The 26,563-nt window shown below is 55.9% G+C and carries 29 protein-coding genes; 12 read left to right on the forward strand and 17 right to left on the reverse strand.

Translation table 11 applies throughout. The features are described from left to right. The 3 genes from Q0N43_RS06220 to Q0N43_RS06230 all read right to left on the reverse strand — a co-directional run. On the reverse strand, positions 1-604 hold a 604-nt coding region (locus tag Q0N43_RS06220), incomplete at its 3' end, for a trypsin-like peptidase domain-containing protein (protein WP_295444061.1). Between the two features lie 127 nt (positions 605-731). Next, complete coding sequence (locus tag Q0N43_RS06225) at positions 732-1,577, reverse strand: protease modulator HflC (RefSeq protein WP_295444064.1); 846 nt, start codon at positions 1,575-1,577, stop codon at positions 732-734. Beyond that, a complete protein-coding gene (locus Q0N43_RS06230; protein WP_295444067.1) occupies positions 1,574-2,692 on the reverse strand; it encodes a protease modulator HflK in 1,119 nt (372 codons plus the stop codon). Before Q0N43_RS06230 ends, Q0N43_RS06225 begins: the two co-directional genes overlap by 4 nt. A gap of 71 nt (positions 2,693-2,763) precedes the next feature. Between Q0N43_RS06230 and Q0N43_RS06235 the strand changes: the two genes are divergently transcribed. From Q0N43_RS06235 to Q0N43_RS06255, 5 genes are all read left to right on the forward strand, one after another. Continuing rightward, positions 2,764-3,738 carry an Mrp/NBP35 family ATP-binding protein gene (locus tag Q0N43_RS06235; protein WP_295444070.1) on the forward strand — a complete coding sequence of 325 codons (975 nt, stop codon included), beginning with the start codon at positions 2,764-2,766 and terminating at the stop codon, positions 3,736-3,738. Further along, positions 3,735-6,011, forward strand: a complete 2,277-nt coding sequence (locus Q0N43_RS06240; RefSeq protein WP_295444073.1) for a molybdopterin cofactor-binding domain-containing protein — start codon at positions 3,735-3,737, stop codon at positions 6,009-6,011. Before Q0N43_RS06235 ends, Q0N43_RS06240 begins: the two co-directional genes overlap by 4 nt. After that, entirely contained in the window at positions 6,011-7,009 is a 999-nt protein-coding gene (gene hemH / locus Q0N43_RS06245; protein ID WP_295444076.1) for a ferrochelatase, read from the forward strand. Before Q0N43_RS06240 ends, hemH begins: the two co-directional genes overlap by 1 nt. Before the next feature lie 107 nt (positions 7,010-7,116). Further along, the gene (gene phbB / locus Q0N43_RS06250; protein WP_295444079.1) at positions 7,117-7,839 is read left to right on the forward strand and encodes an acetoacetyl-CoA reductase; all 723 of its coding nucleotides are present in this window, start codon (positions 7,117-7,119) and stop codon (positions 7,837-7,839) included. Positions 7,840-7,852: 13 nt separating this feature from the next. Then, the gene (locus Q0N43_RS06255) at positions 7,853-8,080 is read left to right on the forward strand and encodes a ribbon-helix-helix domain-containing protein (protein ID WP_295444082.1); all 228 of its coding nucleotides are present in this window, start codon (positions 7,853-7,855) and stop codon (positions 8,078-8,080) included. Between the two features lie 87 nt (positions 8,081-8,167). Here Q0N43_RS06255 and Q0N43_RS06260 read toward each other — a convergent pair whose 3' ends face one another. The 9 genes from Q0N43_RS06260 to Q0N43_RS06300 form a co-directional block, all read right to left on the reverse strand. Further along, entirely contained in the window at positions 8,168-8,800 is a 633-nt protein-coding gene (locus tag Q0N43_RS06260) for a LuxR C-terminal-related transcriptional regulator (RefSeq protein WP_295444085.1), read from the reverse strand. Positions 8,801-8,876: 76 nt separating this feature from the next. Beyond that, positions 8,877-10,157, reverse strand: coding sequence for a UDP-N-acetylglucosamine 1-carboxyvinyltransferase (murA, locus tag Q0N43_RS06265; RefSeq protein ID WP_295444087.1), 1,281 nt, complete (start codon positions 10,155-10,157; stop codon positions 8,877-8,879). Between the two features lie 36 nt (positions 10,158-10,193). Next, the gene (locus tag Q0N43_RS06270; protein ID WP_295444090.1) at positions 10,194-10,796 is read right to left on the reverse strand and encodes a 2-hydroxychromene-2-carboxylate isomerase; all 603 of its coding nucleotides are present in this window, start codon (positions 10,794-10,796) and stop codon (positions 10,194-10,196) included. Beyond that, positions 10,797-11,525, reverse strand: coding sequence for an SDR family NAD(P)-dependent oxidoreductase (locus tag Q0N43_RS06275; protein WP_295444093.1), 729 nt, complete (start codon positions 11,523-11,525; stop codon positions 10,797-10,799). Continuing rightward, positions 11,522-11,863 (reverse strand): ATP-dependent Clp protease adapter ClpS, encoded by a 342-nt coding sequence (clpS, locus tag Q0N43_RS06280; RefSeq protein ID WP_295444096.1) that lies wholly within the window; start codon positions 11,861-11,863, stop codon positions 11,522-11,524. The genes Q0N43_RS06275 and clpS overlap by 4 nt, the downstream gene beginning before the upstream one ends. A 205-nt stretch (positions 11,864-12,068) precedes the next feature. Continuing rightward, positions 12,069-12,701 (reverse strand): phasin family protein, encoded by a 633-nt coding sequence (locus tag Q0N43_RS06285; protein ID WP_295444100.1) that lies wholly within the window; start codon positions 12,699-12,701, stop codon positions 12,069-12,071. 100 nt (positions 12,702-12,801) lie between these two features. Then, a complete protein-coding gene (locus Q0N43_RS06290; RefSeq protein ID WP_295444104.1) occupies positions 12,802-13,941 on the reverse strand; it encodes an acyl-CoA dehydrogenase in 1,140 nt (379 codons plus the stop codon). A gap of 139 nt (positions 13,942-14,080) precedes the next feature. Next, complete coding sequence (locus Q0N43_RS06295) at positions 14,081-15,274, reverse strand: acyl-CoA dehydrogenase family protein (RefSeq protein ID WP_295444107.1); 1,194 nt, start codon at positions 15,272-15,274, stop codon at positions 14,081-14,083. 61 nt (positions 15,275-15,335) lie between these two features. Next, a complete protein-coding gene (locus Q0N43_RS06300) occupies positions 15,336-16,976 on the reverse strand; it encodes an alpha/beta fold hydrolase (protein ID WP_295444110.1) in 1,641 nt (546 codons plus the stop codon). A gap of 99 nt (positions 16,977-17,075) precedes the next feature. On the opposite strand from Q0N43_RS06300, the gene Q0N43_RS06305 reads away from it, so the two are divergent. The 4 genes from Q0N43_RS06305 to Q0N43_RS06320 all read left to right on the forward strand — a co-directional run bounded on the left by Q0N43_RS06305 (position 17,076) and on the right by Q0N43_RS06320 (position 21,421). Continuing rightward, positions 17,076-18,902 carry a DEAD/DEAH box helicase gene (locus Q0N43_RS06305; protein WP_295444113.1) on the forward strand — a complete coding sequence of 609 codons (1,827 nt, stop codon included), beginning with the start codon at positions 17,076-17,078 and terminating at the stop codon, positions 18,900-18,902. An 88-nt stretch (positions 18,903-18,990) separates the two neighbouring features. Further along, complete coding sequence (locus tag Q0N43_RS06310) at positions 18,991-20,202, forward strand: LL-diaminopimelate aminotransferase (RefSeq protein ID WP_295444116.1); 1,212 nt, start codon at positions 18,991-18,993, stop codon at positions 20,200-20,202. Position 20,203: 1 nt separating this feature from the next. Continuing rightward, positions 20,204-20,668, forward strand: a complete 465-nt coding sequence (locus Q0N43_RS06315) for a thioesterase family protein (protein ID WP_295444119.1) — start codon at positions 20,204-20,206, stop codon at positions 20,666-20,668. 51 nt (positions 20,669-20,719) lie between these two features. Next, on the forward strand, positions 20,720-21,421 hold the full coding sequence (locus Q0N43_RS06320; RefSeq protein ID WP_295444278.1) for a class I SAM-dependent methyltransferase: 702 nt from the start codon (positions 20,720-20,722) through the stop codon (positions 21,419-21,421). 2 nt (positions 21,422-21,423) lie between these two features. Here the strand turns inward: Q0N43_RS06320 and Q0N43_RS06325 are convergent, their stop codons facing one another. The 5 genes from Q0N43_RS06325 to Q0N43_RS06345 form a co-directional block, all read right to left on the reverse strand. Further along, positions 21,424-21,960, reverse strand: a complete 537-nt coding sequence (locus tag Q0N43_RS06325) for an adenine phosphoribosyltransferase (protein ID WP_295444122.1) — start codon at positions 21,958-21,960, stop codon at positions 21,424-21,426. 155 nt (positions 21,961-22,115) lie between these two features. Further along, a complete protein-coding gene (rplL, locus tag Q0N43_RS06330) occupies positions 22,116-22,481 on the reverse strand; it encodes a 50S ribosomal protein L7/L12 (RefSeq protein WP_295444124.1) in 366 nt (121 codons plus the stop codon). A gap of 74 nt (positions 22,482-22,555) precedes the next feature. Beyond that, a complete protein-coding gene (gene rplJ / locus Q0N43_RS06335) occupies positions 22,556-23,071 on the reverse strand; it encodes a 50S ribosomal protein L10 (protein WP_295444127.1) in 516 nt (171 codons plus the stop codon). A 359-nt stretch (positions 23,072-23,430) separates the two neighbouring features. Continuing rightward, positions 23,431-24,108, reverse strand: a complete 678-nt coding sequence (locus tag Q0N43_RS06340; RefSeq protein WP_295444130.1) for a hypothetical protein — start codon at positions 24,106-24,108, stop codon at positions 23,431-23,433. Between the two features lie 54 nt (positions 24,109-24,162). After that, on the reverse strand, positions 24,163-24,351 hold the full coding sequence (locus Q0N43_RS06345) for a hypothetical protein (protein ID WP_295444133.1): 189 nt from the start codon (positions 24,349-24,351) through the stop codon (positions 24,163-24,165). 217 nt (positions 24,352-24,568) lie between these two features. Between Q0N43_RS06345 and Q0N43_RS06350 the strand changes: the two genes are divergently transcribed. Genes Q0N43_RS06350 through Q0N43_RS06360 form a run of 3 tightly spaced genes read left to right on the forward strand, consistent with a single transcriptional unit; the run spans position 24,569 to position 26,471 of the window. Next, positions 24,569-24,982, forward strand: coding sequence for a ketosteroid isomerase-related protein (locus Q0N43_RS06350; RefSeq protein WP_295444136.1), 414 nt, complete (start codon positions 24,569-24,571; stop codon positions 24,980-24,982). Beyond that, positions 24,979-25,569: a GNAT family N-acetyltransferase gene (locus Q0N43_RS06355; protein WP_295444139.1), complete on the forward strand. Its 591-nt coding sequence runs from the start codon at positions 24,979-24,981 to the stop codon at positions 25,567-25,569. Before Q0N43_RS06350 ends, Q0N43_RS06355 begins: the two co-directional genes overlap by 4 nt. Beyond that, positions 25,566-26,471, forward strand: a complete 906-nt coding sequence (locus tag Q0N43_RS06360; protein ID WP_295444142.1) for a carbon-nitrogen hydrolase family protein — start codon at positions 25,566-25,568, stop codon at positions 26,469-26,471. The genes Q0N43_RS06355 and Q0N43_RS06360 overlap by 4 nt, the downstream gene beginning before the upstream one ends. Positions 26,472-26,563: the final 92 nt, after the last annotated feature.

Here is a 26,563-nt window from a genome sequence, read left to right on the forward strand (position 1 = left end):
CACCGGCTCCAATGTTACGCTGAAGCGCGGAGATAATGCCTGCGGTCACGGTGTTGCCAAGGCCAAGCGGGTTACCGATTGCAATGACCCAGTCGCCCACACGGCTTTTCCTGGAATCGGCCATTTTGACGAACGGCAAATCGGTCGCGCGGATTTTGAGCAACGCGATGTCGGACTGTGGATCACGGCCGACGATTTCGGCCTGATATTCCTTGCCATCAAATAAGGTGACGGTCACGCGGTCAACCGCATCGCCCGATGGGCCACCCGCGACAACATGGTTGTTGGTCACGATATAGCCATCGCTCGAGATCAAAAAGCCTGAGCCACCGCTTGCTTGATCCTGTGTCACTGGGCGGCGTTCGCCGGTTAGCGGGTTAAAGCTGGTGGCGACTTGCACCTTTTGCCGTGTGGTGATGTTGACCACCGCTGGCTGCAACTGTGCGGCCAAGTCTGCAAAGCTCGACGGAGCGCCGCCGGGCGCGAGATTAACTTGTTCCGAAACAGCAAGGCCGGTTTGCGCGGTCACGGGATTGTCGTTGACCAAAGCTACGGCGGCACCTGTCATTAAAAGCGCGGTGGTAACTGCATAAGCGTAACGCACGGATATTATTCCTCTCGTCTATTCAATTGGGCAAATCGCCCTGAAAATCTGTCATTCGTTGGCTTAGCAAAGCTGAACGCCAATTGAATGGATGCCATCCAATTGACCAAGGCCATATATCGGTTGATTAAATTCCTTTGCGGAATTTTTCCAGATAGGCGTTCTGCGGCGACAAGATGATATTGGTTGCACCTTCTCCATTCTGGAACGTCTGACGATAGCTCTGCATCGCACGGTAGAAATCATAAAAACTCGGGTCCTTGCCATAGCTTATGGCGTAGATGCGGGCGGCTTCGGCCTCAGCGTCAGCGCGGATAATTTGCGCTTCCTTTTGACCTTCTGCGTCAATGGCGATGGCTTCCTGATTTCGGGCGCTGCGCATGCGGTTATAGGCCGACTGTAACGTTGCGGCTGGCAAGTCGGCCCGCTTGATGCGCACGTCAATAACTTCTGCGCCATAACTCTTGGCTTCGCGATTAAGCGCAGTCTGGATATTCTCCATGACTTCGCCGCGTTCCGCGCTGAGCAATGTCGCGAAAGTCCGCTTGCCAAGCTCATTGCGCAACGATGATCCCAAAATCGTGCGCAATTGGTCGCGCAGGCGATCTTCTGTACGGATTGTGCGGTACATCACCGCGGGCTTGGTAATGCGGAAACGGGCAAAAGCGTCAACCTGAAGGCGCAATTGGTCGGTGGAAAGCACTTCCTGTTGTTCCATCTGCACGCTCAACACGCGCTTGTCGATCATCTGGATTTGTTCGACAAAGGGTATGCGGAAGGTAAGCCCGGCACGTGTTTCGCCGAATTTTTCACCTGGTCTATAAGCGTTAACGATCCGGTCGACCTTACCATAGCTGCTGATAATGGCTTGTTGCGTTTCGGGAACGACATTCACCGACATGCTCATCAATATGAGCGCGCCGATCGCGCCGATGGCGAGATAAATCGGGTTGCGAAGGAGGCTGCTGGTCATTGCTTGGTCCCTGTCACGGTCACTGGTTCGGCCTTTGAAGCCGCTTTTTTCTGGAATTCGGGTATGGGAAGGTAAGGCGTTACGCCGCCGGTTTCGACAATCGTCTTGTCGACTTTGCCCAACACTTGCTCCATGGTTTCATAATAAAGCCGGCGTTTGGTGACCTCTGGTGCCTCACGATATTGCACATAGATTTTGTCAAATTCGGCGGTTTCACCCAATGCAAGCTCGGTCACGCGGCTGGCATAAGCGCGGGCATCGTTCAAATAGCTCTCGCGCCGTTGCTGCGCCGCGTTCACTTCGCGGAAGGCGTCATTAACCTCGGCTGGCGGGTCCGATTGGCGGATTGAGATGCTCTGGATCAGCACGCCAGCCCGATATTCATCAAGCACCTCTTGCATCCGGCGACGCACCTCAAGTTCGATTGCACCACGGCCGGGGCCGATTGCCTGCGTCAGGTCAAAATTGGCGACAGCAGCGCGCATGGCGCTCTCGGCGACTTCTTTGACCGTTTCCTGCGGACTGTCGAGTTGGAACAGATACAGTTCCGGCTCTTTAATCGACCAACGGACATCATAAGCCATATCGATGATGCTTTGGTCCTTCGTCAGCACCAGATTCTCGCTGCTTGCCTTTGGCGAGCCTACGGATGTGGTTTGAATCTGTTGGGTGTCAATTTTCGTGATGCTTTGCAGTGGCGCAGGCAAGGTGAACTGGATTCCCGGCTGCACTGTACGCGCATATTTGCCCAATTGCGTCACGACGCCTTCCTGCTCAGGTCCAATCCGGTGCACGCTCGTCCACAACAGCCACAGCGCCACCAAGCCACCGACTATCAATGGCCACCAGCTTTTGCCATTGGGGCGTTGCGGCAAACCACCAAATCCACTGCCTTTTCTGCGCAGCAGATCCTCAAGCGATGGGCCGCGCGAACGGTTGCGTCCGGCGGGTTCGGGTGTTGGGTCCCACGGGTTAACGGGATCGGGCTTCGAACCGCCTCCGCGTCCGGTTGTGTTGCTTGCGCCGCTTGTTTCTCCGGAATCCGGCGAATCCCAAGGTCCTTTGCCATCTGCTGCCAAAATTACGGGTCCCTGCTTGTCAAATTTGGTGCTCATAGAACCTTTATAAGAACGGTTTTTCAGAAAAACAGTGTCAATCCCGCAATTCTGGATCTATTCCGCAAGTCATGTCCGATTTTGCTATAATTTCCGATGCTATTTTTGCTGTCGTAGGGAGCCGCGCGAGTGGTTTAAAGGTCTCAGATCAAGCCGTTTCGCTGATGCTTGACGTGTCCGGCCTAAATGCAGAGCAGCGTGTGGAGATCGAAGTGGATGTCCGCACAGCAGCCACGCAGGCCGGCGCGCAATCGGTGCGTATCATGCTAACCGCCGAACGCATCACGCCGCGCCTCATTGCGGTTGCAAGCGGCAAGGGCGGCGTGGGCAAATCTACGCTGTCGACAAACCTTGCCATCGCTATGGCACGCGCTGGCCGTTCGGTGGGTCTGGTGGACGCAGATATCTATGGCCCGTCGCAGCCGAGATTGATGGGTGTGGAGGGCGTGAAGCCCGAAGCGGAAGGCAAGATGATGATCCCTGTCATGGGCGCAGGCGGCGTGCCGTTTCTATCCATGGGGCAATTGGTTAATCCGGGACAGGCCATTGCCTGGCGCGGGCCAATGGCGGGTAATGCGCTGTCGCAACTTGTCGATGCCAAATGGGGTAATGTCCGCGAAATCGTGGTCGATATGCCGCCCGGCACAGGCGATATTCAATTATCGATGATCCAAAAGCACAAGCCCATTGGTGCAGTGATCATCTCGACGCCGCAGGACCTTGCCCTTATTGACGCGATGCGCGCCATCAGCTTTTTCGACACGGCAAAAGTGCCGATCATTGGACTTGTTGAAAACATGGCCGGATATCTGTGTCCGCATTGCGGGGAAATGAGCGATCCGTTCGGTTCAGGTGGAGCAGAAGCGGCGGCGAAGGAATTGGACATTCCGTTCTTTGGACGGATACCGCTCGACATCAAAATTCGCGTGGAAAGCGACGCTGGTACGCCGCCTGCATTGGGTGAAGGACCGATCAGCGACGCTTATGCCGCAATAGCGCGGCAGGTCGGCAGTTGGATCGATTCGCCGAAAGATAGCGCTGCATGAATGAAGCGCCAGCAGCAAAGGACGGCATAAGCCGCCGAAAACTGCTGATTGGCGGCGGCGCAGGCGTGGGACTCTTGGTGGCATGGGGCCTATGGCCGCGCCGCTATGCGCCAAATATGCGCGCGGCGGATGGTGAGCATCTTTTCGGGCCATGGCTCAAAATTGCGGAGGATGGCAAAGTCATTATCGCCATCCCGCAGGGCGAGTCTGGCCAAGGCGTATACACCGCGCTGGCGCAGATCGTGGCCGGTGAATTGGGGGCGGACTGGCGCTCGGTCGCGGTGCAGCCGGTTTCCGCTAGCCCGATCTTTGCCAACACACTTTTGGCGCGTGCGTGGGCGCCTGCATTCTTACCAGAAAATATCGCGCTCGATGTGGATGTTGGTCCCGTTGCCAGCAGTATAAACGAAATCGCCCGTCGCAACATGTTCGTGGTGACTGGGGGGTCGTCCTCAATCCGGCAGTTCGAAAGACCGTGCCGTGAAGCTGGCGCTGCGGCGCGGACTTTATTATGTCAGGCAGCAGCAGCGCGCTGGGGCATTGCATTGGAGCAATGCCGGACCGATCGTGGCTTTGTCATTGCCGGCAAACGGCGCTTGTCCTTTGCAGAATTGGTGGTTGAGGCATCGGCGCTTGATGTGCCGTCCCCCATTCCACTCAACCCGTCGGCGCGCAACCGCCTTTCCGGACGTGATGCACCGCGCCTTGACCTGTCGGCCAAGGTTGACGGCAGTGTGAGTTTTGCAGGCGATATCCGTTTGCCCGACATGTTGTTTGCGTCGGTTCGCGCCGGGCCAGCCGGCAACACCAGCCTGTTGTCTGCGGATGAGAAAGCGGCGCTGAACATGCGTGGCGTCGTTCAGGTGGTGAAGACCGATAATTGGGTCGCGGCGGCCGCAAGCAATTGGTGGGCGGCAAACCATGCCCTTGATGCCATGGCACCTGTGTTCCGCACCAAGGGCCGGCTGGCAGACAGCACCGAAATTGTGCAGTCTTTGTCCAACGCAATTGCCAGAGGTCCCGGCTTTCGCGCGACCAAATTTGGCGATGTTGACGCCGCCATGGCGCCGGAGGCGGGCGCGCGCCTATTCAAAGCGGACTATGCCGTCGGCGCTGCTGTGCACGCACCGATTGAGACACGCTCGGCAACCGCATATTTTCGGGATCAGCGCTTACAATTATGGCTCGCGACCCAAGCGCCAGCCGCTGCGCGATTGGCTGCTGCGCAGGCCATAGGGATTAATGTGGATGACGTTATCCACTATCCCGTGCTGGCCGGTGGCAGCTTTGATCGCAATTTCGACAACAGCATATCTGCGCAAGTGGCGGTGATTGCCAAGGCAGTGGGCAGACCCGTCCAATTGACGTGGTCCCGGCCAGAAGATTTCGTCCGCGATCACGTCCGTAGCCCTGCTTTGGGCAGGCTTTCGGCGGCCATGAATGCGGAGGGCGCGGTGACGGGCCTAGCGGTTCGTGTTGCCGCAGCGTCCAGTATGCGTGAGTTGGCCTACCGGATTGATGGACAGCAGACCGACAAGGCGCGTAAATCGGCATCCGGCCAATATGATGCGCTTGCGCTGGAAGGCGCGCAGATTCCTTACGCCATACCAAATATCAGTATCGACCATTTCCCGGTGTCCATGCCGATGCCGACGGGTCCATGGCGCGGCCTTGCCAACAGCTATAACTGCTTCTTCGTTGAGGGATTTATCGATGAACTGGCGCATAAGGCGGGGGTTGAACCATTGTCGTTCCGTATGCAGATGCTGGTTGGCCAGACGCGCTTGGCGCGATGCCTAACAGGCGTGGCGACCATGGCTGGCTGGGATGGCGGCGTGTCGGGCAGCGGGCGTGGCATCGCTTGCCACAGCATGCGCGGCAGCCATCTTGCCGTCATTGTGACGGCCCGCAATAGCCCGACTGGCGTGCGGGTTGACCGCATTCACGCGATGGCCGATTGTGGCCGCTTGATTAACCCCGATCTTGCGCGCCAACAGATTGAAGGCGGCATCGTGTTTGGATTGGCGCAAGCCTTGGGATCTGCTACGGATTTTGAAAGCGGGCTTCCCACCGCACGCCGGTTGCGCGATATTGACCTGCCCAAATTGGCTGAGGTCCCCGAAATCACCGTGGAACTTGCGCGCAGTGATGAAGCGCCGGGCGGCGTTTCCGAATTGGGCGTTCCCGCCGTGGCGCCCGCGATTGCCAATGCCCTTTTCTCCGCAGCTGGTATCAGGCTGCGTGAATTACCCTTATTGTCCAGAGGACTATGATGACATTACCGATTAATCACCCTCCCGTAGCCACACCTAAAATTGGGGTATTGCTTGTAAATTTGGGGACGCCGGACGCACCGACGACGTCTGCTGTGAAACGCTATCTCAAGCAGTTTCTATCCGACCGCCGCGTGGTCGAAATTCCGGCGATCATCTGGCAGCCGATCTTGCGCGGCATCATTTTGAATACCCGTCCCCAGAAATCCGCCAAGGCTTATGCAAAAGTGTGGACTGACAAGGGTTCGCCTCTTGCGTTCTTTACCGCTGCACAGGCCGACGCGCTTCAGGTTCTCATGGGCGATTGTGCCGATGTCCGCTTCGCTATGCGCTATGGCAACCCGTCGGTCGCTGATCAGCTTGCCGCCATGAAGGCAGCCGGTTGCAACCGCATCTTGATCGCGCCGATGTATCCGCAATATTCCGGCGCAACGACGGGGACTGTTTTGGATGAGGCCTATGGCGCGCTGACCGCTATGCGCTGGCACCCCGCGATACGGACCTTGCCTGCGTATCATGATGACGCGGCCTATATCGGTGCACTGAAAACGTCGATTGAGGCTTCGCTGGCCGGACTGGACTTCGAACCCGACGCTGTCGTCATCAGCTTCCACGGCATGCCCGAACGCACATTGCATTTGGGGGATCCCTATCATTGCCATTGCCAGAAAACGGCGCGTTTGCTGTCTGATGCTATGGAGCGCGAATTGGTTGTCAGTTTCCAGTCACGTTTCGGTCGTGCAAAATGGCTTGAACCCGCAACCGACGACACGCTGATGCGTTTGGCGCACGAAGGCACCAAAAAGGTTGCCATTTTCGCGCCAGGCTTTTCCGTCGATTGCCTCGAAACGCTCGAAGAATTGGCCATGCAGGGCCATGAACAGTTCGAAGAAGCAGGCGGCACGCATTACGCATACATGCCATGCCTTAATGACAGTGATGTTGGCATGGACATGGTAGAACGCATCATCCGTCGTGAACTGGCTGGCTGGATTTAATATCCGATACAGCAGGTTATGATTTTTTTGGCCTAACGTTTACGGCAACTTGCGCTTGCGGACGTCCGCGGTAATCATCGTCAAAAATTGAGTGAGGAGAGCGGCGCATGACAAGAGTGGCAGTGGTTACTGGGGGGACCAGAGGCATTGGGGAGGCGATTAGCCTAAAGCTGCAAGAAAAGGGACGTCTGGTTATCGCCAATTACGGCGGCAATGATGCGGCAGCCCAGGCCTTTGCAGAGCGTAATGGCATCGCCGTTCGAAAATGGGACGTAGGTGACCATAAAAGTTGCATTGATGCCTGCGCCGCTATTGAGGCCGAATATGGCCAGATCGATATCATGGTCAACAACGCGGGCATTACGCGGGACGCGACAATGATTAAAATGACGTTTGAACAATGGGATGAGGTTATCCGCGTTGACCTTACTGGCTGCTTCAACATGGCCAAGGCAGTGTTTGCTGGCATGCGTGAGCGCAAATGGGGCCGCATCGTTAACATCGGCTCCGTCAACGGCCAAGGAGGGCAAATCGGTCAGGTGAACTATGCCGCGGCCAAATCAGGCATTCATGGCTTTACAAAATCCCTTGCGGCGGAGGGCGCACGACATGGTGTGACCGCCAATGCCATCGCGCCGGGATATATTGGCACGGAAATGCTGGCGACGATCCCTGATAATGTGATGGAGAAGATTGTCGCGCAAATTCCCGTTGGCCGCCTCGGGCAGCCCGAAGAAATTGCGCGTGGCGTCGAATTTCTCACCAGCGACAATGCAGGGTTTATCACCGGATCGACCTTGTCGATCAATGGTGGCCAGCACATGTATTGATGGCCATTCGAGCTTGAGCGCATTGTATCACCCGCCTGTCAAACGCAGCATGACCGTAGCCGGGCATCAGACGTCAATCAGCCTTGAGCCATTATTTTGGGATCGGCTGAGGGCGGCGGCGGAAGCCGACGGCCTGCCAGTCAATGCTTTGGTGGCGCGGATTGACGTCGCGCGGCTTGAATCGCGAACCCCTTGTGGTCTAGCAGGCGCCATCCGCCTCTGGCTCATGGCGCGGGCATAAAAATACCGCCACATGCGTGATAGCGGGTTGAAATACAATGCGTCTTCAGGCCTGCGCTGTTAGCTTGTATATGTGAAGTGCCTAGGATCAAAGGCCCGCTTCGACGGCAATTCTCACCGCGTCTGCGGCGTTTGAAGTTGAAAGCTTTTTAAACATCAACATGCGGTGCATTTGAACCGTTTTTTCACTCAGTGAAAGACGGTAAGCTATTTGCTTTGTACGGAAACCGCGCGCCATTTGCTGCAATATTTCGCGCTGGCGTGGCGAAAGACGATCAACAATTTGTGCGGCTTTCTGTTGCCGCACGAGGCCAATGCTCTCTTCTTCTGGTAGAACCTCAATTTGCGACCCGACGAAAAGCTCAAGCTTTCCCTCTTCATCAAATAAAGGGGCAATCATTACCGCATTGCGAAAGGGTGAGCCGTCTTTGCGGTAGTTGATAAGCTCAGCTAAGGCCGGGCGTTGTCCATAGACCGCCGAACGCAATTTCTCGGTCTGACCATTTTCCGTGTCGGGACCTCTCAAAAAACGGCAGTTTCGTCCAATCACTTCTGACTCAGTATATCCGGTAAGTGCGCAGAAGGCAGCGTTAACGGCAATCAGGGGATTGTCCGCTCGAGTGGGGTCGCTGACGACTGTTGCAATCGGGCTAAAACCAATCGACTCTAAAACGGGATGACTGTGGGCTTTGTGTGCCTTCGAGAAAGGTTCAGATTTCACTTAATCAAACGTGCAGTAAAAATCGTCCATTGGCAACCATTCCCGCGCTACACGCGCCAACATAACCCGACATATCTTATTCTGCGCCGACGCGTTCGACGTCCGCGCCGACCAGCTGAAGTTTCTCCTCAAGCCGTTCATACCCACGGTCAAGGTGATAGAGTCGGCTAACATGCGTCTCGCCCTCTGCGACTAATCCAGCGATCACAAGGCTCATCGACGCGCGAAGGTCGGTTGCCATGACAGGTGCGCCAGTAAGCTTTTTGACACCATGGACAATTGCCGTGCGGCCCTTGGTCTCAATATGCGCGCCCATCCGATTAAGTTCGGGCACATGCATATAGCGGTTTTCAAATATGGTCTCGGTAAGCACGCTAGCGCCGTCTGCCATGCAGAGCATTGCCATGAACTGCGCCTGCATATCGGTGGCAAAACCGGGATAAGGCGCTGTGGAAATGGTAAGCGGCTTAAGCTTGCCGTCTGAAGATACGCGAACACCGGTTCCGGTATCCTCGACCTTCACGCCCGCCTGACGCAATGCATCAAGCGTCGTGTCCATCTCGCTGGCCTTTGCACCAACAAGCTCGACATCACCACCAGTTAAAGCTGCGGCACAGGCGTAGCTGCCCGCTTCGATTCGGTCACTCATCACGCGGTAGGTCGCGCCATGCAAGCGGTCCTTACCCTGAATGATGAGATCGGATGTGCCAATGCCTTCGATCTGAGCGCCCATGGCCAGGAGCATATTACACAGATCAACAATTTCTGGCTCCCGCGCGGCATTGTGCAATACGCATGTGCCCTTGGCGAGGCTAGCGGCCATCAAGGCATTTTCCGTTGCGCCTACCGACACAACGGGGAAGGTGTATGTCCCGCCCGGAATACCCTTTTTGGCAATGGCTTTGACATAGCCGGCGGCTACTTCAATCTCGACGCCAAAGGCTTCCAGCGCCTTAAGGTGAAGGTCAATCGGCCGGTTGCCGATTGCGCATCCGCCCGGCAGCGAAACTGTCGCCTCCCCCGCGCGCGCCAGCATCGGGCCAAGCACCAGAATGGAGGCGCGCATTTTGCGCACAAGGTCATACGGCGCGATGTTGCTGGTAATCCGCGTAGCTTCCAACGTCATAACGCGGCCAAAATCTTCGGGGCGCGACCCTGCAACCGTTGTTGAAATGCCGAACTGGTTCATCAGATGCTGAAACCCGTCAATGTCGGCCAAGCGGGGTAAATTACGCAGCGTCAACGGTTCATCCGTTAACAGCGCACAGGGGATTAGCGTCAATGCGCTGTTCTTCGCCCCTGAAATGGGAATTTTGCCTTTAAGTGCGTTGCCGCCACGAACGATTATCTTATCCATCGCACTGTGTTTAGCGGGAATTGAATGTGGCGCAACTTAGGATTTGGTCAGCGCCGCCTCAACCTGCCCAAGCCGTTCCTTTCCCCAGAACATCTCTTCACCCACAAAGAAGGTCGGTACGCCAAATGCACCGCGTTTTGCGGCGGCCTCAGTATTGGCCATCAGTTCTGCCTTCACCTCCGGATCAGCGGCTAAAGTCAGCAAAACGGCGCTGTCGAGGCCAGCCTTGTCCAAGACATCGCGTACAACATCCAGATCGCCCATATCCGCTCCGTCATGCCACATCGCCGCCATGACCGCGTCCACATACTGCGCAAGGCAACCAAGCCGCTGGGCAGCAATTGCACCGCGCATCACGTGGAGTGTGTTGAGGGGAAAACGTGGATTCATTTTAAACGGTATCGCGTGTGCATTTACGAAGCGGTCAAATTCGAGCATTTCGTATGTCTGTTTAGCGGGCGTTTCGACATAGCGCATCATGGGTGGTTGGTTGTTTGTCAGCTTGAACAGGCCACCGAGCAGGATCGGTACATATACAACTTCCGCGCCGGTTCGGGCGCATAGGTCGGGCAATATTCTGTGCGCCAAATAGCTATTCGGTCCGCCAAAATCGAAAAGAAATTCGAAAATTTTGGTCATCTAAAAATGCTCCGTCCATGGACGCAAATCCATCTCATGCGTCCATGCGCTTCGGTGTTGCTTGTGCAAGGCAACATATTGCAGCGCAATTGCGTCGGGCGACAATATGCCATCGGCTGCCTTTGCTGCATTGAAATCCGGACGGATACTGCGGATGAAGGCTGTATCGATGCCGCCGTCGATGATGACATGCGCGACATGAATGTTTTGCGACCCCAGCTCACGCGCCATCGACTGCGCCAGCATCCGCAGCGCGCCCTTTGCACTGGCAAAAGCGGAGAAGCCTTTGCCGCCGCGCATACTCGCCGTTGCGCCTGTGAAAATGATGGTGCCCGACTGGCGCGCGACCATGCGGCGCGCGGCCTCTCGTCCCATCAGGAAGCCAGCGAAGGCCCCCATTTCCCAAACCTTACGGTACACTTGCGCGGTCATATCGAGTATGGAAAAATTGACATTCGCGCCGATGTTAAAAACTGCGACCTCTATTGGCCCAACGTCGCGCTCAATCGCATCGACCATTGCCACGACTTCGTCTTCGATACGGGCGTCCCTAGGGTAAGCGCGGGCTTCATATCCCTCATCGCGAATCGATTGCACGAGCGCTTCCAACTTATCAGCATGGCGTGCGCGGCGATTGACACAGGCCACATAACCTTCACGGGCAAAGGCCTTGGCGATTGCCCCGCCTGTGGCGTCACCCGCGCCGACAATTAGGGCCGCCTTACTCAATCTTTCTCAAGCGTGCATTGCAGCGGATGTTGATTCTTCTGCGCGAAGTCCATGACTTGTGTGACCTTGGTTTCGGCCACTTCATAAGTAAAAATGCCGCAAACGCCGACGCCCTTTTGATGGACATGAATCATAACGCGCGTAGCCTGATCCGTATCCATCTGAAAAAACGCCTTAAGGACATGCACGACAAATTCCATCGGCGTGTAATCGTCGTTCAGCAGCAACACTTTATACAGGCTTGGCTTTTGGGTTTTCGGGCGCGTGCGCGTGGCGAGGCCGACGCCTGGTCTGCCGCCATTTTTATCGTCATCATCTTGTGCCATGAACATCTTCATAAGCCCGAAATAGGGTAGAGGAGGGGGATTCTGCAAGCCCCGTTCGTCATCTATTTTCTTGCACCAAAAAGAAACCGCCCTTGCCTTAAAGGAAAGGACGGTTGCTTTGTGGAATTGCACCGGGTGATCCCAACGTCCTGCCGCCAAAAGGAGGAGAGAGAGGGTAGCAGGTGCATGACCCACCGGTGCAATATCGTTCGAGAGCTTATGCAGCTTTCTTAAAGAGTTCAGTCGTTGCCGTGATGCGGTTCGAGATTGGCTGGAACATTTCACTGACCAGCTTGACCATCGCTTCAGTGTTCTTCGCACCCTGTGCAACGGCAGTGTCGAAACCCTTACGGGCCAATTCACCCTGAAGCTTGACGAAATCTGTTGGCGACTTGACCGAAGTCATTTCCTTCACGGCAACTTGGACTTCTTCAAAATTCTTCTTGGCGAATTCCATGTTGGTCTTGCCGATTTCCTGAGCGCCCTTGGCAACAATCTTGCCTGCTTCAACGACGGCTTCAACATTTGCCTTGTTGAATTCGACGGCTTCAGCAGCAAATTTTTTGCCCTTTTCGGCAGTTTCTGTTGCCTTTTCACGGATGTCGGCGAAAAACTCAGTCGCCTTTTCAGCGGTTTTTTCTGCAGTGGCTTTAACAGTGTCAGTCATTTTTGATACTCCTTGAGCAATCGGTGTGGTTGCAACAGACAAGGTATCGGGGGCTGGCGAAGCAACAGGTGTTTCTGCCTTTGTCTTCGCAACGGTGCTCGGAGCATTTTTTACAGCCATGACCTTTGGCGCTGCAACTTTTGCAGCTTTCACCGGGACATTAGTTTCTGTTTTGCTGGCCATGTGAAAGCACCATCTCTGTTGTGTTGCAGTGCACAATAAAGCAAACGCAAACTATGTCAACAAAAAATGGTGCAGTGCACAATAACTATATTTAGGCTGCTTAATCCGCCAGTGTCAGCCGTTCAAAGCGTTCATAATGGTGATCTGCAGACCCAAATTGGTTCTCGATCATCGTTGCCCGCTTAAAGAAGTGGCCAATGGCCAATTCCTGCGTGATGCCAATGCCGCCATGCGTTTGAATGGCGTTCTGCCCCACAAACTGCGCCGAACGCGACACCTTCGCCTTGCAAGCCGATACCGCCGCCATACGTTCCGCTGCTGGCAGATCGAGCTTTAGGGTCGCCATCGTCGTCATGGACTTTGATTGCTCAACCTCCATGAACATGTCGACCATGCGGTGCTGAAGCACTTGGAAGCGCGAGATCGGCTGGCCGAACTGGTTACGCTGACGCGCATAATCCAACGTGCCCTGATGCAGCTTTGCAGTCACACCACAGGATTCTGCGCAAACTGCAACGGTTGCTTCGTCAACGATGCGTTCAATAAGAGGCAAGCCGGCGCCTTCGTCACCCAATAACGCATCCGCAGGGATTGCCGCATTCTCGAAATAGATTTCGGATGCTTGAGACCCGTCAACAGTCGGGTAATCGCGGCGAACAATGCCCTTTGCGTTGGCGTCAATAAGGAACAAAGACACGCCGTTTACATCGGTGGTTGCCCCGCCGGTGCGCGCGGTGACAAGCAAATGCGTTGCCCATGGCGCAGCGTATACAACGCCTTTATGGCCGTTCAATACATAACTCGCGCCGTCCTTCTTCGCGGTCGTCCGGATATTGGCGAGGTTGTAGCGGCCCTGTGGTTCAGCATATGCAAAGGCGATGATGACATTGCCATTAATAATTTCTGGGATGACGGCATCCGCAGCTGCGCCGCCGACAGCCTTCAACGCGCCACCGCCCAGAACGACGGTCTGGAGATAAGGCTCAATCGCGATGACCTTGCCAAGCTCTTCCATGATTAAAGCGTTTTCGAGATGCCCACCGCCAAGACCGCCATGGTCTTCGCTGAACGAGGCGCCCAACATGCCGAGATCTTGAGCCAGAGCTTTCCAAATGCCGGGGTCACGTCCCGTGCTGCTGGCAATCATCTTGCTACGACTATCGAAGTCGTAGGTGTCCGCCAAAAAACGGCTCAGGGTTTCGCGGATCATATCCTGCGTTTCGGTGTAGCTGAAATCCATGTGAAGTGTCTCTCCATCGTCGCTTTATTGGCGGTTGTACTCCCCTCCCGCGTGCGGGAGGGGCCGGGGGAGGGCGGGTCAAGTCTTTCGCGGAAGTGACCCTCCCCTATCCCCTCCCGCAGGCGGGAGGGGGAAGTGTTTAAATTCCCAATACCATCTTGGCGATGATGTTGCGCTGAATCTCGTTCGATCCGCCGTAAATCGTCGTCTTGCGGGTGTTGAAATAGGTCGGTGCAGCGCGGTGTGCATAATCTGGCCCGATCGGGTGTTCATTGTCGCCTTCGCCAAAGCCTCGGAAATATGGCGCGCCATAATGGCCGACCGCTTCCAGTGCGAGTTCGGTAATCCGTTGCTGAATTTCCGATCCCTTGATTTTCAACAAGCTCGATTCAGGGCCAGGACCCTTGCCCGATGCTTCGCCGGCAAGGCTGCGCAATTCGGTGAATTCAAGAGCGGTGAGGTCAATTTCAAGTTCCGAAATCTTGCGCTTGAAGAATGGATTGGCAATTAATGGGCGGTCGCCGTCTTGTTCAGTGCGGGCAATTGCCTTGATCTTCTCCACGCCGCGCTTTGAACGGGCAACTGCAGCAATGCCGGTGCGTTCGTGCGCCAACAAGAACTTGGCACAGGTCCAGCCTTTATTTTCTTCATAAACACGGTTTTCGACGGGCACGCGCACGTCTTCCAACCATACTTCGTTGACTTCATGCTCGCCGCCCAAGGTGATGATTGGACGGACGGTGACGCCTGGTGACTTCATGTCAATCAACAGGAAGCTGATGCCTTCTTGGGCCTTGGCATCGGAATCGGTGCGTACAAGGAAGAAGCCCCAGTCGGCATGCTGCGCCATTGTGGTCCAAGTTTTCTGGCCATTGACCACGTAATCGTCGCCGTCACGAACGGCCTTTGTACGCAGCGATGCAAGGTCGGAACCAGCGCCTGGTTCGGAATATCCCTGACACCACCAATCATCACCCGACAGAATACCGGGGAGGAACTTGGCTTTCTGCTCAGGGGTACCAAATGTGTAGATGACTGGGCCAACCATCGACAGGCCGAAGGGCATTGTACCCACGCAGTCTGCTGCGGCGAGTTCTTCGGACCAGATGAAACGCTCAGTCGCGGTCCAGCCAGTGCCGCCATATTCGACGGGCCAAGCTGGTGCGATCCAGCCCTTTTTGGCGAGAATGCGATGCCATGACAGGAAATCTTCTTTCGAAAGATCATGTCCTTCGTCTTGAACAGAGCGGAGATTTTCGGGGTAATTTTCGGCGATGAAATTGCGAACTTCCTTCTGGAAGGCGATTTCGGCGGGGCTGAATTCCAGTTGCATCACGATTCTCCTAAAAAGCTGGCTGAAACTAGTCGACGTTTACGTAAACGTCAATTGAATCTCACCGTGCCTTCACATAGCTGCCTGGAGCCGATTCTAGCGTCTTCAGCGGGCCTTGGCCCGGTTGCCGCGGCCCGGTTGCTGGCACGCGTGCGTCGCCCTTCTCTGTCAGCCAGATAAGCCAATCAGGCCACCAGCTACCCTTGGTCTCCGTTGCACCTTCAATAAAGGATTTAAGCGAAGTTGGTGCGGCGTCATTGGTCCAATATTGGTATTTCATTTGCGCAGGCGGATTGACCACGCCTGCAATATGGCCGCTGCCTGCCAACACGAATTTGGTCGGGCCGGTGAAATGGTCCTGCAGTTTCCAGACGCTCTCAGCTGGCGCAATATGATCCTCACGGCCGGCCTGAATATAGGTCGGCGTTTTTACAAGGCGCAGGTCAATTAGGGTGCCGAGTGCCGACAAATCATTTGGCTTCACGAGCCGGTTATCGCGATAGAGGTCGACGAGATAGTTGCGGTGCCATTTGGCCGGCAGGTTAGTGACGTCGCCATTCCAGTGCAACAAATCGAACGCAGGATAGTCTTCACCCAGCAGATAATTTTTGACGACGGTGGACCATATCAAATCCTTACCGCGCAGCATGTTGAAGGTCAGCGCAAGAAAACGGCCATCCAGATAACCCTGCGGTGCGCTGAGGGCCTCCGTCATCGCAATCTGTTGATCATCGATAAAATGCAAAAGTTCTCCGCTGGTACTGAAATCGACCTGCGCTGTAAAAAAGGTCGCGCTGCGCACTGTGTCAGCAGCATCGTTTGCCGCAAGGATCGCCAGCGTTGCCGCCAAGGTCGTGCCCGCAACACAATAGCCAATCGTATGGACATCGGGCACATCAAGCGCGCCGCGCACGTTATCAATCGCGTCGATCTGCGCCGCGATATAATCGTCCCAGATAACATCCTTCATCGAAGCATCTGCCGATTTCCACGACACGACAAAAACCGTGATGCCTTGGTCCACGCAATATTTGATGAAGCTTTTCTCCGCCGTCAGATCGAGAATATAAAAGCGGTTGATCCACGGCGGAAAAATGATGAGCGGGGTTTCCAGCACATTTTCCGTTGTCGGGTTATATTGGATGAGCTGGTACAAAGGCTTTTGGTGCACGACCTTGCCCGGCGTTGCGGCGATGTTTTCGCCAAGCGTAAACGCGCCTGAATTGCTATGCGTCAACTGCCCGCGCTGTATGTCCTGCATCAGGTGCTGCATCCCCGACATCAGGCTCGCGCCTTTGGACTCCAAGGCGCGTTCAAGTGCAACCGGATTGGTAAAGGGCGAATTTGCGGGGCTCATCGCCTCGATGATGCTCCGCAGAGCAAAGCCCATTTTTGCTTTGTCATTTTCGGGCAAGCCATCCAATTGGTCCGCTGCGGCCAACATATGTTGGGACATGACCTGATAGCTTTGACGGACCAAGTCGAATACGGGATGCTCCCATTGCGGCGCGGCAAAACGGCGATCTGTCGTATCGACCTTGTCACGGCCAGCTTTGGCCAATGGTTCCAACACCGTTCCCCAAGCATCCAACGCCGCCCGATAGGCCTTTAAAGGGTCGGTCGTGGCCACGGCGGCTTGTTCAAACAACTTCATGAACTGCTTAGGGTCCATAAAAGGCGGGATTTCAGATGAGTCGGCCATATTGACAGGCATATCAAAGCAAATGAAATTGTCGAAGATTGTTTTGTTGTGCGGCGCAGCATGGACATTGCGTAAAAAAGAGCGCAAAGGCGCGGGATAATGACATTTGTAAATATTCCTCGGCTTCTCGATGAAGCGCTCACCGCGCGTGGCTATACCACGCTCACCCCTGTTCAGGACGCTGTTATTGCAGAGGAAGCCATAGGGCGCGATTTGGTCGTGTCGGCACAAACCGGCTCGGGCAAGACCGTGGCCTTTGGTCTCGCTATGGCCCCCCAAATCCTTGATGGCGGGCTGGTTAGCCTCGCACGCGAGCCTGCTGCGCTCATCATCGCCCCGACCCGCGAGCTTGCCTTGCAGGTGAGTCGCGAATTGATGTGGCTTTATGGAAAAGCCGGTGTGCGTATTGCGACCTGTGTTGGCGGCATGGACGCTTCGAAAGAACGCCGCACTTTGAACCAAGGCGCGCAGATTGTTGTTGGCACCCCCGGACGACTGCGCGACCATTTGGAGCGCGGCGCGCTTGACCTGTCGGCTTTGAAAGTCGCGATCTTGGATGAAGCGGACGAAATGCTCGACATGGGCTTTCGTGAAGAGCTTGAGGAAATATTGAACGCTACGCCGGAAGGCCGGCGGACATTATTGTTCTCGGCCACGATGCCAAAACCTATTGTTTCGCTGGCAAAACGGTATCAGCGCGATGCTCTGCGAATCTCGACCGTTGGCGAAGACCGCGGCCATGGCGACATCAGCTATCAAGTGGTTACGGTCGCTCCACCGGACATTGAAAATGCAGTGGTCAATTTGCTGCGTTTGCATGAAGCCGAAACCGCAATCCTTTTTTGCGCGACACGTGAAAATGTCCGCCGCTTGCACGCCAGTCTGACCGAGCGTGGCTTTAACGTCGTTGCCTTGTCGGGCGAGCATTCGCAGTCCGAGCGGAACCAGGCGCTTCAGGCTTTGCGTGACCAGCGGGCGCGCGTTTGCGTCGCAACCGATGTCGCTGCACGCGGCATCGATTTGCCGAACCTATCGTTGGTTGTGCATGTGGAGCTGCCACGTGATGCAGAAGGGCTTCAGCATAGGTCTGGACGAACTGGTCGTGCTGGTCGCAAGGGGACCGCTGTGCTGATCGTGCCATATCAGCGCCGCAAGCGCGTTGAATCCATGCTGCGCGGTGCAAAGATCGAGGCGGATTGGATAAAGGTTCCAACCGCTGCGGATATCCGCGCCAAGGACCATGATCGTCTGCTTGAAACGCTGTTGACCCCAGTTGAGGTTGAGGACGAAGACCGCGCTCTGGGTGCAAAATTACTTGAGACAATGTCTGCAGAAGACATCGCGGCTGCTTTGGTGCGTGTGCATCGTGCCAAGATGCCGCAAGCCGAAGATCTGCTGGATGACGGTAGCCGTGAACGACCACGCGACGACCATCGTGCAGGATTCGACGATTCCGTCTGGTTCAAGCTGAACGTCGGTCGCCGTAACAATGCTGACCCCAAATGGATATTGCCATTGTTGTGCCGTCGTGGCGGCGTGACCAAGAACGACATTGGTGCAATCCGCATTGCCGCGAATGAAACCCATGTCGGCATTGCGGTGGCTGCTGTGGCCAAGTTCACCAAAGCCATTGCGCAACGGGGGCATGACGAAGACAATGACGTCGAAATCGTGCAAGCCAATGGCCCACCGCGTGAAGCGGCGCGGGAAAACAAACGTATGAGCCGCGATGGCGACCGTCCACAGCGTTCGCAACTGGGCGTTAATCCACGCGGCGATGGTCCACCACGCGGCGGTAACTTCCGCAGTGACGGACCACGTAGTAGCGGACAAAGTCGTGATGGCGCGCGTCCGTTCCGCAAAGATGGTCCACCTCCATCAAAGCATGGTGTAAAGCACAAGGCAAAGGGCAATCGGCCGCGCTAATGTGTGCGCCAATAGCTTTTTGTGGAAATGCACGAAAACTTCGCGCATGAGGGCGGTTCTGTAATTAACTAACCGGAAACGGGAACCAATGTCCGAAGAATTCTACCGCATGAAGCGCCTGCCACCTTATGTCATCGCTGAAGTCAACGCGATGCGTGCGGCAGCCCGCGGCGCGGGTGAGGACATTATAGACCTCGGCATGGGTAATCCCGATTTGCCGCCGCCGCCGCATGTGATCGAAAAACTGTGCGAAGTGGCGCAGAAGCCCGATGCGCATGGCTATTCCGCCTCCAAGGGTATTCCAGGGCTTCGTAAAGCACAGGCGAATTATTATGGGCGGCGTTTCGGGGTCGATGTTGATCCCGAACATGAAGTTGTCGTGACAATGGGTTCTAAAGAAGGCCTGGCAAGTCTAGCCACCGCCATCACCGCGCCGGGCGACGTTGTTCTGGCGCCGAACCCAAGCTACCCCATTCACACCTTTGGGTTCATCATTGCAGGCGCGACAATCCGTTCGGTGCCAACCACGCCCGACGAAAATTACTTCCGCTCGCTTGAGCGTGCCATGGCCTTCACCGTTCCGCGTCCGTCGATATTGGTTGTAAACTATCCGTCAAATCCGACCGCTGAGACCGTTGATCTGGCGTTTTACGAACGGCTGGTCGCATGGGCGAAGGAGAACAAGGTCTGGATACTGTCCGACCTTGCATATTCCGAACTCTATTTTGATGGCAACCCGACACCGTCGATTTTGCAGGTCAAGGGCGGTAAGGATGTTGCGGTGGAATTCACTTCCCTGTCCAAAACCTATTCCATGGCCGGATGGCGCGTCGGTTTTGCCGTGGGCAACCGCGATCTGATTGCGGCGATGACCCGCGTGAAAAGCTATCTTGATTATGGTGCCTTCACACCCATTCAGGCCGCAGCCTGCGCCGCGCTCAATGGCCCGCAGGACATTGTTGAACAAAACCGCCAGCTTTATCACAAACGCCGCGATATACTTGTCGAAGCGTTTGGACGGGCCGGGTGGGATATTCCGCCACCTAAGGCGTCGATGTTTGCCTGGGCACCCTTGCCGCCGGCGCTCGCGTATTTGGGCAGTCTTGAATTTTCCAAGCAGTTGCTCACTGAGGCGAAGGTCGCGGTCGCGCCGGGCGTTGGCTATGGCGAAGATGGCGAAGGTTATGTCCGCATTGCGATGGTCGAAAACGAACACCGGTTGCGGCAGGCTGCGCGCAATGTGAAACGCTATTTGCAATCCATGGGTGTTAACACCCCTGCACAGTCCAAGGCGATTTGACATGGCACGTGGCGATTTTGCTTTTCATCATAGCTTGCGCGTGCGCTGGTCGGAAACCGATGCGCAAGGCGTTGTCTTCAACGCCCGCTATCTGGATTATGCAGATGTCGCGATCACTGAATATTGGCGCGCGGTGAAGTTTTGGGAATATGCCGATGGTGCACCGATGGAATTTCATGTGAAGAAAGCCACCGTGACGTGGTTTGCACCGATCAAGCCCGATGAGATGATTGAAGTGATGGCGCGGACCATCGCAACGGGGCGTACAAGCATGACGCAGATGGTCGAAATTCATGGCCTCACTGACGATGGTTCGGACGATTTGCGTGCGACGGTGGATATGGTGAGCGTGCATGTGGACCTTGATGTGCATCGCCCTATCCCTTTGCCCGATTGGGTGAAGGGCGTTTTTATGGCGTTCGACAGCCAATCCGCCAATCCGCCGACGGCGCTTGCTGAATCCTGAGACGCGGCAGCGGTGCTACGGAACGTCATAACCCATAAGCTAGCAGCGCTGATGCTTGGGCTGTCGCTTTTGGGCGGTTGTACCGAAAGCGCAGGTGGCGGGCAAAGCGCAACTGCACCGGAATTCCCCCGCCCGGACCGCACGGTATCTGCCATTGGCGATACGGAATTTTCGACCGAAGCCGCGCGTGACGAGGCGGGCGAAGCCGAATATGTAATGGATTGGGCAGGCATTCAGTTGGGAACCACCGTCGCCGACATTGGCGCAGGTGAGGGCTATTACACCATCCGCCTTGCCGAGCGCGTTGGCCCCAAAGGCCGTGTCTTGGCGCAGGATATCAATCGCGGCGCGCTTGATCGTTTGGGCGAGCGCGTGACCCGCGAGCAGCTTGACAATGTGGCGATCAAGGAAGGTGCGGTCGATGATCCCCGCCTCCCACAGAACAGCTTTGACCGGATATTCATGGTGCATATGTATCATGAAATTGAAGAGCCTTATGCGTTTTTATGGCGGATGCGCCCGGCGCTGGCAAAGGGCGGGGAAGTCATCGTCGTTGATCGCGACCGGGCGACGGATCGGCACGGCATCCCGCCAAAGCTTTTATTCTGTGAATTTGACGCGGTTGGCTACCGCCTGACGAGCTTTAGTGAGCAATTGAAGCTTGGCGGCTATATCGCGCGGTTTGAAGTCAGCGGCGCGCGGCCCGAACCATCGGCCATACGAACCTGCGCCAGCCGCTATCCGCAACCCTGACCCTAGTCACCGTCAAAGCCAATGAGGGCGTCAACGCGCATATTTTGCGCCCGCAATTTCTCTGCGCCGCCAAGGTCTGGCAAATCGACAATGAACAAGGCCTGTTCCACATTCCCGCCGCCTTGCCGGATGAGGTCGACGCCAGCAAGGGCGGTGCCGCCTGTGGCAATCAGATCATCGACCAGCAGCACTTTTTGGTCCGGCTGGACATGACCGACATGCATTTCGATGCGGTCGGTCCCATATTCCAAGGTATAATCAGTGCCAATTTTGTCACCAGGCAACTTGCCCGGCTTGCGCAGCATCAATTGCCCAAGGCCAAGGACATAAGCCAGCGCCGACGCCACAATGAAGCCGCGCGCCTCGATACCGGCAACCAACTGTGTATCTGGATCGACCAAGGCCGCGATCCGGTCAATGGTCATGCGATATCCACGTGCGTCAAGCAGCAAGCTGGACACGTCCCGGAACATGATCCCCGGCTTGGGATAATCCGGAATGTTGCGGATCAGTGCCGCGAGGTCTGCGTTATCATTCATGCCCCATGACTGCCTGTTGCTGCGCATGATTTCAAGGAAATCCGGCGACGTGTTGATGTGCGCCTTTGCCACAAAAAGGGCGGCCCATTTCTAGGCCGCCCATTTTGTCTCAAAGGCATGGATACTGAACCAAGTTCAGGATGCCGCCCTTGGCGTTACTTCAGTTCGACGGTTCCGCCGGCAGCAAGGATCTTCGCCTTGATGTCTTCGGCCTCTGCCTTGTTCACGCCTTCCTTGATCGCCTTTGGCGCGGACTCAACAAGAGCCTTTGCTTCGGTCAGACCAAGTGCAGTGATTGCGCGGACTTCCTTGATGACTGCAATCTTGTTTCCGCCGTCGCCGGTCAGGATAACGTCAAATTCAGTCTGCTCTTCAACAGCAGCAGCAGCAGCAGGCGCAGCAACGGCAACAGCAGCAGCGGCGCTAACGCCCCACTTTTCTTCCAAAGCCTTTGCAAGGTCAGCCGCTTCAAGAACGGTCAAGGTTGAGAGTTGCTCTACGAGCTTTTCAATATCAGCCATTTAAATAACACTCCGATTTTCTGTCATATCTGTAGGGCTCGTCCAAATGGACGCAGCCGGTTTCATGTAAAAAGTTACGCTGCCTTTTGGTCAGCATAGGCACCAAAAACGCGTGCCAATTTCGCAGCCGGTGCGGTCGTCAATTGCGCAATCTTCGTTGCCGGTGCTTGTACAAGCCCGATAATCGTCGCGCGCAGTTGATCGAGCGATGGCAATGAAGCCAGCGCCTTTACACCGTTTACATCAAGGAAAGTGTCACCCATCGCACCGCCGACAATTTCTAATTTGTCATTGGTCTTGGCGAACTCGATCGCAACCTTTGCAGCAGCGACCGGGTCCGACGATGTGGCGAGCGCCGTAGGTCCGGTTAGCAATTCTGCTAATGCACCATAAGACGTTCCCTCAAGGGCGATTTTGGCAAGACGGTTCTTGGCAACCTTATAGCTTGCGCCCGCATCACGCATCTTCAAACGAAGGTCGGTCGATTGTGCAACTGTCAACCCGAGGTTACGGGTAACAACAACAACCGCCGCTTCATTAAAAGTGGCGTTCAGCGATGCAACTGTTTCGGTCTTTTCAGAACGGTTCATGCATTACTCCTTATTCGGGCTGTCCCGGCGAACCGGGCAAGCCCAACACGAAAAGCGAAGCACCCGGATGGGCACTAACGCTGACTTGGTCCGTGGGGAAGTTTCATGCCGAACGCACACGACATATTGTCGGAGCAGTGGCGAAGGATGGCAAAGCCAATCCTGAAATCTCTATCCCCGTCTAGGCTGGGCATTAAGAACGGCAAATTCCGCTCACCAACTGTCTCGGACGGTTGCCGGTGAAGCCGTCGCTCCACCGAACAGGGGTGCAACTAGCAGGGTTGGGCCCAGAGTCAAGGGTTCGCGCCGCTGTATCTTCCCCATCCCAGTTTCATGCGGAGGATGCGGGAAAAGCACCCTCACGCTGCCATCTTCTCGCCGAACCAGGCATCGCGCGCCTTGGCCGCAGCGTCGATCCATGGCTGCCTTTTGCGTTGCAACGCCGCCAAATGGGCGACCTCATCGTCAAAGGTAAGCGACCGTTCATAATCCATATCGCCAAAAAAGCCGATGGCGGTCACAATTTCGCCGTCGTGCCCATCGGGCTTGGGGCAATTTGTCCGCCATTCACGCGCGACCTCGTCAAACCACACGCCAAGCCGGTTGGCGGCGACAGCAGGTTCTTCATCCAAAATGTCTGGCACGGCCCTTTCACTGGCGGAAATCCTACCAAGTTCACACCCAAATGCGGCATTGTGCGCGCCAGAAACTTCGGGCGCGGGACCATCGTCGCGCGCGGCGCAAAACGAAGCGGCCTGCGCCCCCGTGCCGCCATCTTCGATCAGGTCGAGGAAGCTTTCAAAATCCTGCACGATACATTGTATATGCGCGTTCCGGCTGCCCCGCACCGCCTGCGCGTCGGCCAAACGATCCAGCCGGTCAAGCAGGCCCTTGCTCAACCGGTTGTCAAACCGCCCGCGCAATGTTGTGCCATCCTCCTGCTTGGTCGAAATTTCCTCATAGCCGTTCACCGCGCGGTCCATGAGCATGTCCTGCAACGCATAACGCGACACCAAAATTGCTGCGTCCCAGCCCAAAGCAAAAGCCGCGCCGTCCCGCGCAAGCGCAAATTATACGCCGATCGCGGCGACTTACCCACATGCTTCGCCGCGCGCAGGACGCTGCCGCCATAGGCAAGCGCCTCCAAAAAAGCGCGCTGGCACTTGGGGGGTCCACCGATAATCATTGCGGATTTCGGTCATGTCGGGGTCGTGTTCCAGTTCAGTACCAATCTCACACACGCCGTTGTTCGCTTGTATTTGCAGCCATTCATTATTCATGTTCTTTCCTTTATTGGATAGAATATGAAATATAAATCACCATATAGGTTTTAGGAAAGGGGTTTTTGGTGGATTGGGGTTTGGTGATTTGGGTAGGACAAATGCACTGGCCAGCCTAAAACTTGTGTATCTTTGGATAATTTATCTTACTGGACAGGCTTTGCCGCGCTAATTTAATCAGGTCGTTCTAAAGATTCAACGCAAGATAGGAGCAGATATGCCTGATGTCCGTGAAAATACTATGGCGCTGATAGAGCGTTATTATGCCGCGTTTAACGCTATGGACATTGACGCTATATTGGCCTGCCTAACAGACGATGTGGCGCATCATATCAATCAGGGTGCGCGCGAAACCGGCAAGGATGCGTTCCGCGCTTTTCTGGGGCGGATGGACCATGCCTATAGCGAACAGTTGCAGGACATCATTGTCATGACCAGCACGGACGGGACCCGCGCCGCAGCCGAATTCATGGTGCATGGCGTGTATAAGTTCGCCGACGAAGGTTTCCCGCCTGCACATGGACAAAGCTATGTTTTGCCGGCGGGCGGCTTTTTTGATATTACTGAAGGAAAGATTGCGCGCGTGTCGGTCTATTATAATTTAACCGACTGGATCGCGCAGGTTTCATGACGATCCGCGTCCGCAGTTTGACAGATCCGCACGAGCGCCACGCGGCGATTCCGGCGCTTTCCGATCTGCGGATACGCATTTTTCGGGCTTGGCCTTATCTGTACGACGGCACGGCGGATTATGAAGCGGCATATCTTGCGGAGTTTATCCGCGAACCCGGCGCGGTGCTGATCGTTGCGCATGATGGCGATGCGGTGGTCGGTGCGGCAACCGCGTCCCCAATGGCAGGTCAGAAGCCAGAATTTCAGTTACCCTTGCGGGCCCACGGGATGGATGTCGCGCGGATATTCTATTTCGGGGAGTCGGTTTTGCTCCCCGATCATCACGGACAGGGTATCGGCCATCAATTTTTCGACGCGCGTGAGACGGCGGCACGGGCCGCAGGCGCGGTTCAAGCCAGCTTTTGTGCCGTGATCCGTCGAGAGGATCATCCTATGCGCCCGGATTCGCCCCGCGACCTCTCTCCCTTTTGGCGGGCGCGCGGCTATGCACCAGTGGAGGGATTGACAACTATGCTGAAATGGCTGGACCTTGGCGATGCGGTCGAAAGCCCGCATCAGATGCAATTTTGGATGCGGGACCTGTGACCGCGCCCGTTCGCATTGCTGCCGCCCAATATCCCATTGGGCAACCAACGAGCTTCGTCGAATGGCAAGGCAAAGTCGCGGCTTGGACGGCCGATGCGTTAGCGCAGCGCGCGCAGCTTTTGGTATATCCCGAATATGCGGCGATGGAACTGGCTGCGATCGACAAACCAACCGCCAGTGACCTGCACGCGTCCTTGCGCGCGGTGGTGGCGCTGGGGCCGCAGATTGATGCCCATTATACCGATCTGGCGCGAAAGTTTGGCGTCACAGTGCTTGGCGGAACACGCCCGCATGCTTTGGATGACGGAAGGGTCGTCAACCGGGCAAGCTTATATCTACCCAACGGGCAGAGTGGACATCAGGACAAGATCATGATGACACGTTTTGAACGAGAATCCTGGGACATTAAGGGCGGGACAGACTTGCGCGTTTTCCGCACGCCTTTGGGCATGATGGGCATTTCGACCTGTTATGATGTCGAATTCCCGATGATCGCGCGGACGCAGGCCGCCGCAGGTGCGCGGCTTATCCTGTGTCCGTCCTGCACCGACAGTATGCAAGGCTATTATCGGGTCCGGATCGGCGCGCAGGCACGGGCATTGGAAAACCAGATTTTCGTGGTGCAAGCGCCAACGGTCGGCATGGCACCCTGGTCACCTGCGCTCGACGAAAATTATGGCGCAGCGGGTGTTTTCGTTCCCCCAGATGGCGATAGTCCGGATGATGGCGTGCTGGCCATAGGGGCAGAAGGGCGGGGGGCATGGGTCTATGCCGATCTGGATCTGGCCCGCGTCCAACGATGGCGCAGTGCCGGTGCGGTGCGCCCGTTCGCGCACTGGCCCGAACAATATCGCCGGGCAAAGGCCGATGATCTGCCTGTGGAAATAGTTCCGCTAGATTGAATGGCTTTGATTATTTGCGACTGCGCACTTTGCTTTTGATCGATGGGCGGGATGGGCCCCAGCCTGCGCTGAGGCGACGCAAGGGTGGGGCA

The organism is Sphingorhabdus sp. EL138 (assembly GCF_945882965.1).
Taxonomy (GTDB): Bacteria; Pseudomonadota; Alphaproteobacteria; order Sphingomonadales; family Sphingomonadaceae; genus Sphingorhabdus_B.

Bases quoted from the DNA above. Each gene is read 5' to 3' on its own strand.
- Q0N43_RS06235 (WP_295444070.1), top strand. From the start codon at position 2,764: ATGTCCGATTTTGCTATAATTTCCGATGCTATTTTTGCTGTCGTAGGG.
- Q0N43_RS06320 (WP_295444278.1), top strand. From the start codon at position 20,720: ATGCTTGGGCTGTCGCTTTTGGGCGGTTGTACCGAAAGCGCAGGTGGC.
- Q0N43_RS06305 (WP_295444113.1), top strand. From the start codon at position 17,076: ATGACATTTGTAAATATTCCTCGGCTTCTCGATGAAGCGCTCACCGCG.
- Q0N43_RS06325 (WP_295444122.1), bottom strand. From the start codon at position 21,960: ATGAATGATAACGCAGACCTCGCGGCACTGATCCGCAACATTCCGGAT.
- Q0N43_RS06315 (WP_295444119.1), top strand. From the start codon at position 20,204: ATGGCACGTGGCGATTTTGCTTTTCATCATAGCTTGCGCGTGCGCTGG.
- clpS (WP_295444096.1), bottom strand. From the start codon at position 11,863: ATGAAGATGTTCATGGCACAAGATGATGACGATAAAAATGGCGGCAGA.
- rplJ (WP_295444127.1), bottom strand. From the start codon at position 23,071: ATGAACCGTTCTGAAAAGACCGAAACAGTTGCATCGCTGAACGCCACT.
- Q0N43_RS06230 (WP_295444067.1), bottom strand. From the start codon at position 2,692: ATGAGCACCAAATTTGACAAGCAGGGACCCGTAATTTTGGCAGCAGAT.
- Q0N43_RS06295 (WP_295444107.1), bottom strand. From the start codon at position 15,274: ATGCAACTGGAATTCAGCCCCGCCGAAATCGCCTTCCAGAAGGAAGTT.
- Q0N43_RS06300 (WP_295444110.1), bottom strand. From the start codon at position 16,976: ATGGCCGACTCATCTGAAATCCCGCCTTTTATGGACCCTAAGCAGTTC.
- phbB (WP_295444079.1), top strand. From the start codon at position 7,117: ATGACAAGAGTGGCAGTGGTTACTGGGGGGACCAGAGGCATTGGGGAG.
- Q0N43_RS06355 (WP_295444139.1), top strand. From the start codon at position 24,979: ATGACGATCCGCGTCCGCAGTTTGACAGATCCGCACGAGCGCCACGCG.
- Q0N43_RS06240 (WP_295444073.1), top strand. From the start codon at position 3,735: ATGAATGAAGCGCCAGCAGCAAAGGACGGCATAAGCCGCCGAAAACTG.
- Q0N43_RS06285 (WP_295444100.1), bottom strand. From the start codon at position 12,701: ATGGCCAGCAAAACAGAAACTAATGTCCCGGTGAAAGCTGCAAAAGTT.
- Q0N43_RS06345 (WP_295444133.1), bottom strand. From the start codon at position 24,351: ATGAATAATGAATGGCTGCAAATACAAGCGAACAACGGCGTGTGTGAG.
- murA (WP_295444087.1), bottom strand. From the start codon at position 10,157: ATGGATAAGATAATCGTTCGTGGCGGCAACGCACTTAAAGGCAAAATT.
- hemH (WP_295444076.1), top strand. From the start codon at position 6,011: ATGACATTACCGATTAATCACCCTCCCGTAGCCACACCTAAAATTGGG.
- rplL (WP_295444124.1), bottom strand. From the start codon at position 22,481: ATGGCTGATATTGAAAAGCTCGTAGAGCAACTCTCAACCTTGACCGTT.
- Q0N43_RS06310 (WP_295444116.1), top strand. From the start codon at position 18,991: ATGTCCGAAGAATTCTACCGCATGAAGCGCCTGCCACCTTATGTCATC.
- Q0N43_RS06290 (WP_295444104.1), bottom strand. From the start codon at position 13,941: ATGGATTTCAGCTACACCGAAACGCAGGATATGATCCGCGAAACCCTG.
- Q0N43_RS06270 (WP_295444090.1), bottom strand. From the start codon at position 10,796: ATGACCAAAATTTTCGAATTTCTTTTCGATTTTGGCGGACCGAATAGC.
- Q0N43_RS06225 (WP_295444064.1), bottom strand. From the start codon at position 1,577: ATGACCAGCAGCCTCCTTCGCAACCCGATTTATCTCGCCATCGGCGCG.
- Q0N43_RS06350 (WP_295444136.1), top strand. From the start codon at position 24,569: ATGCCTGATGTCCGTGAAAATACTATGGCGCTGATAGAGCGTTATTAT.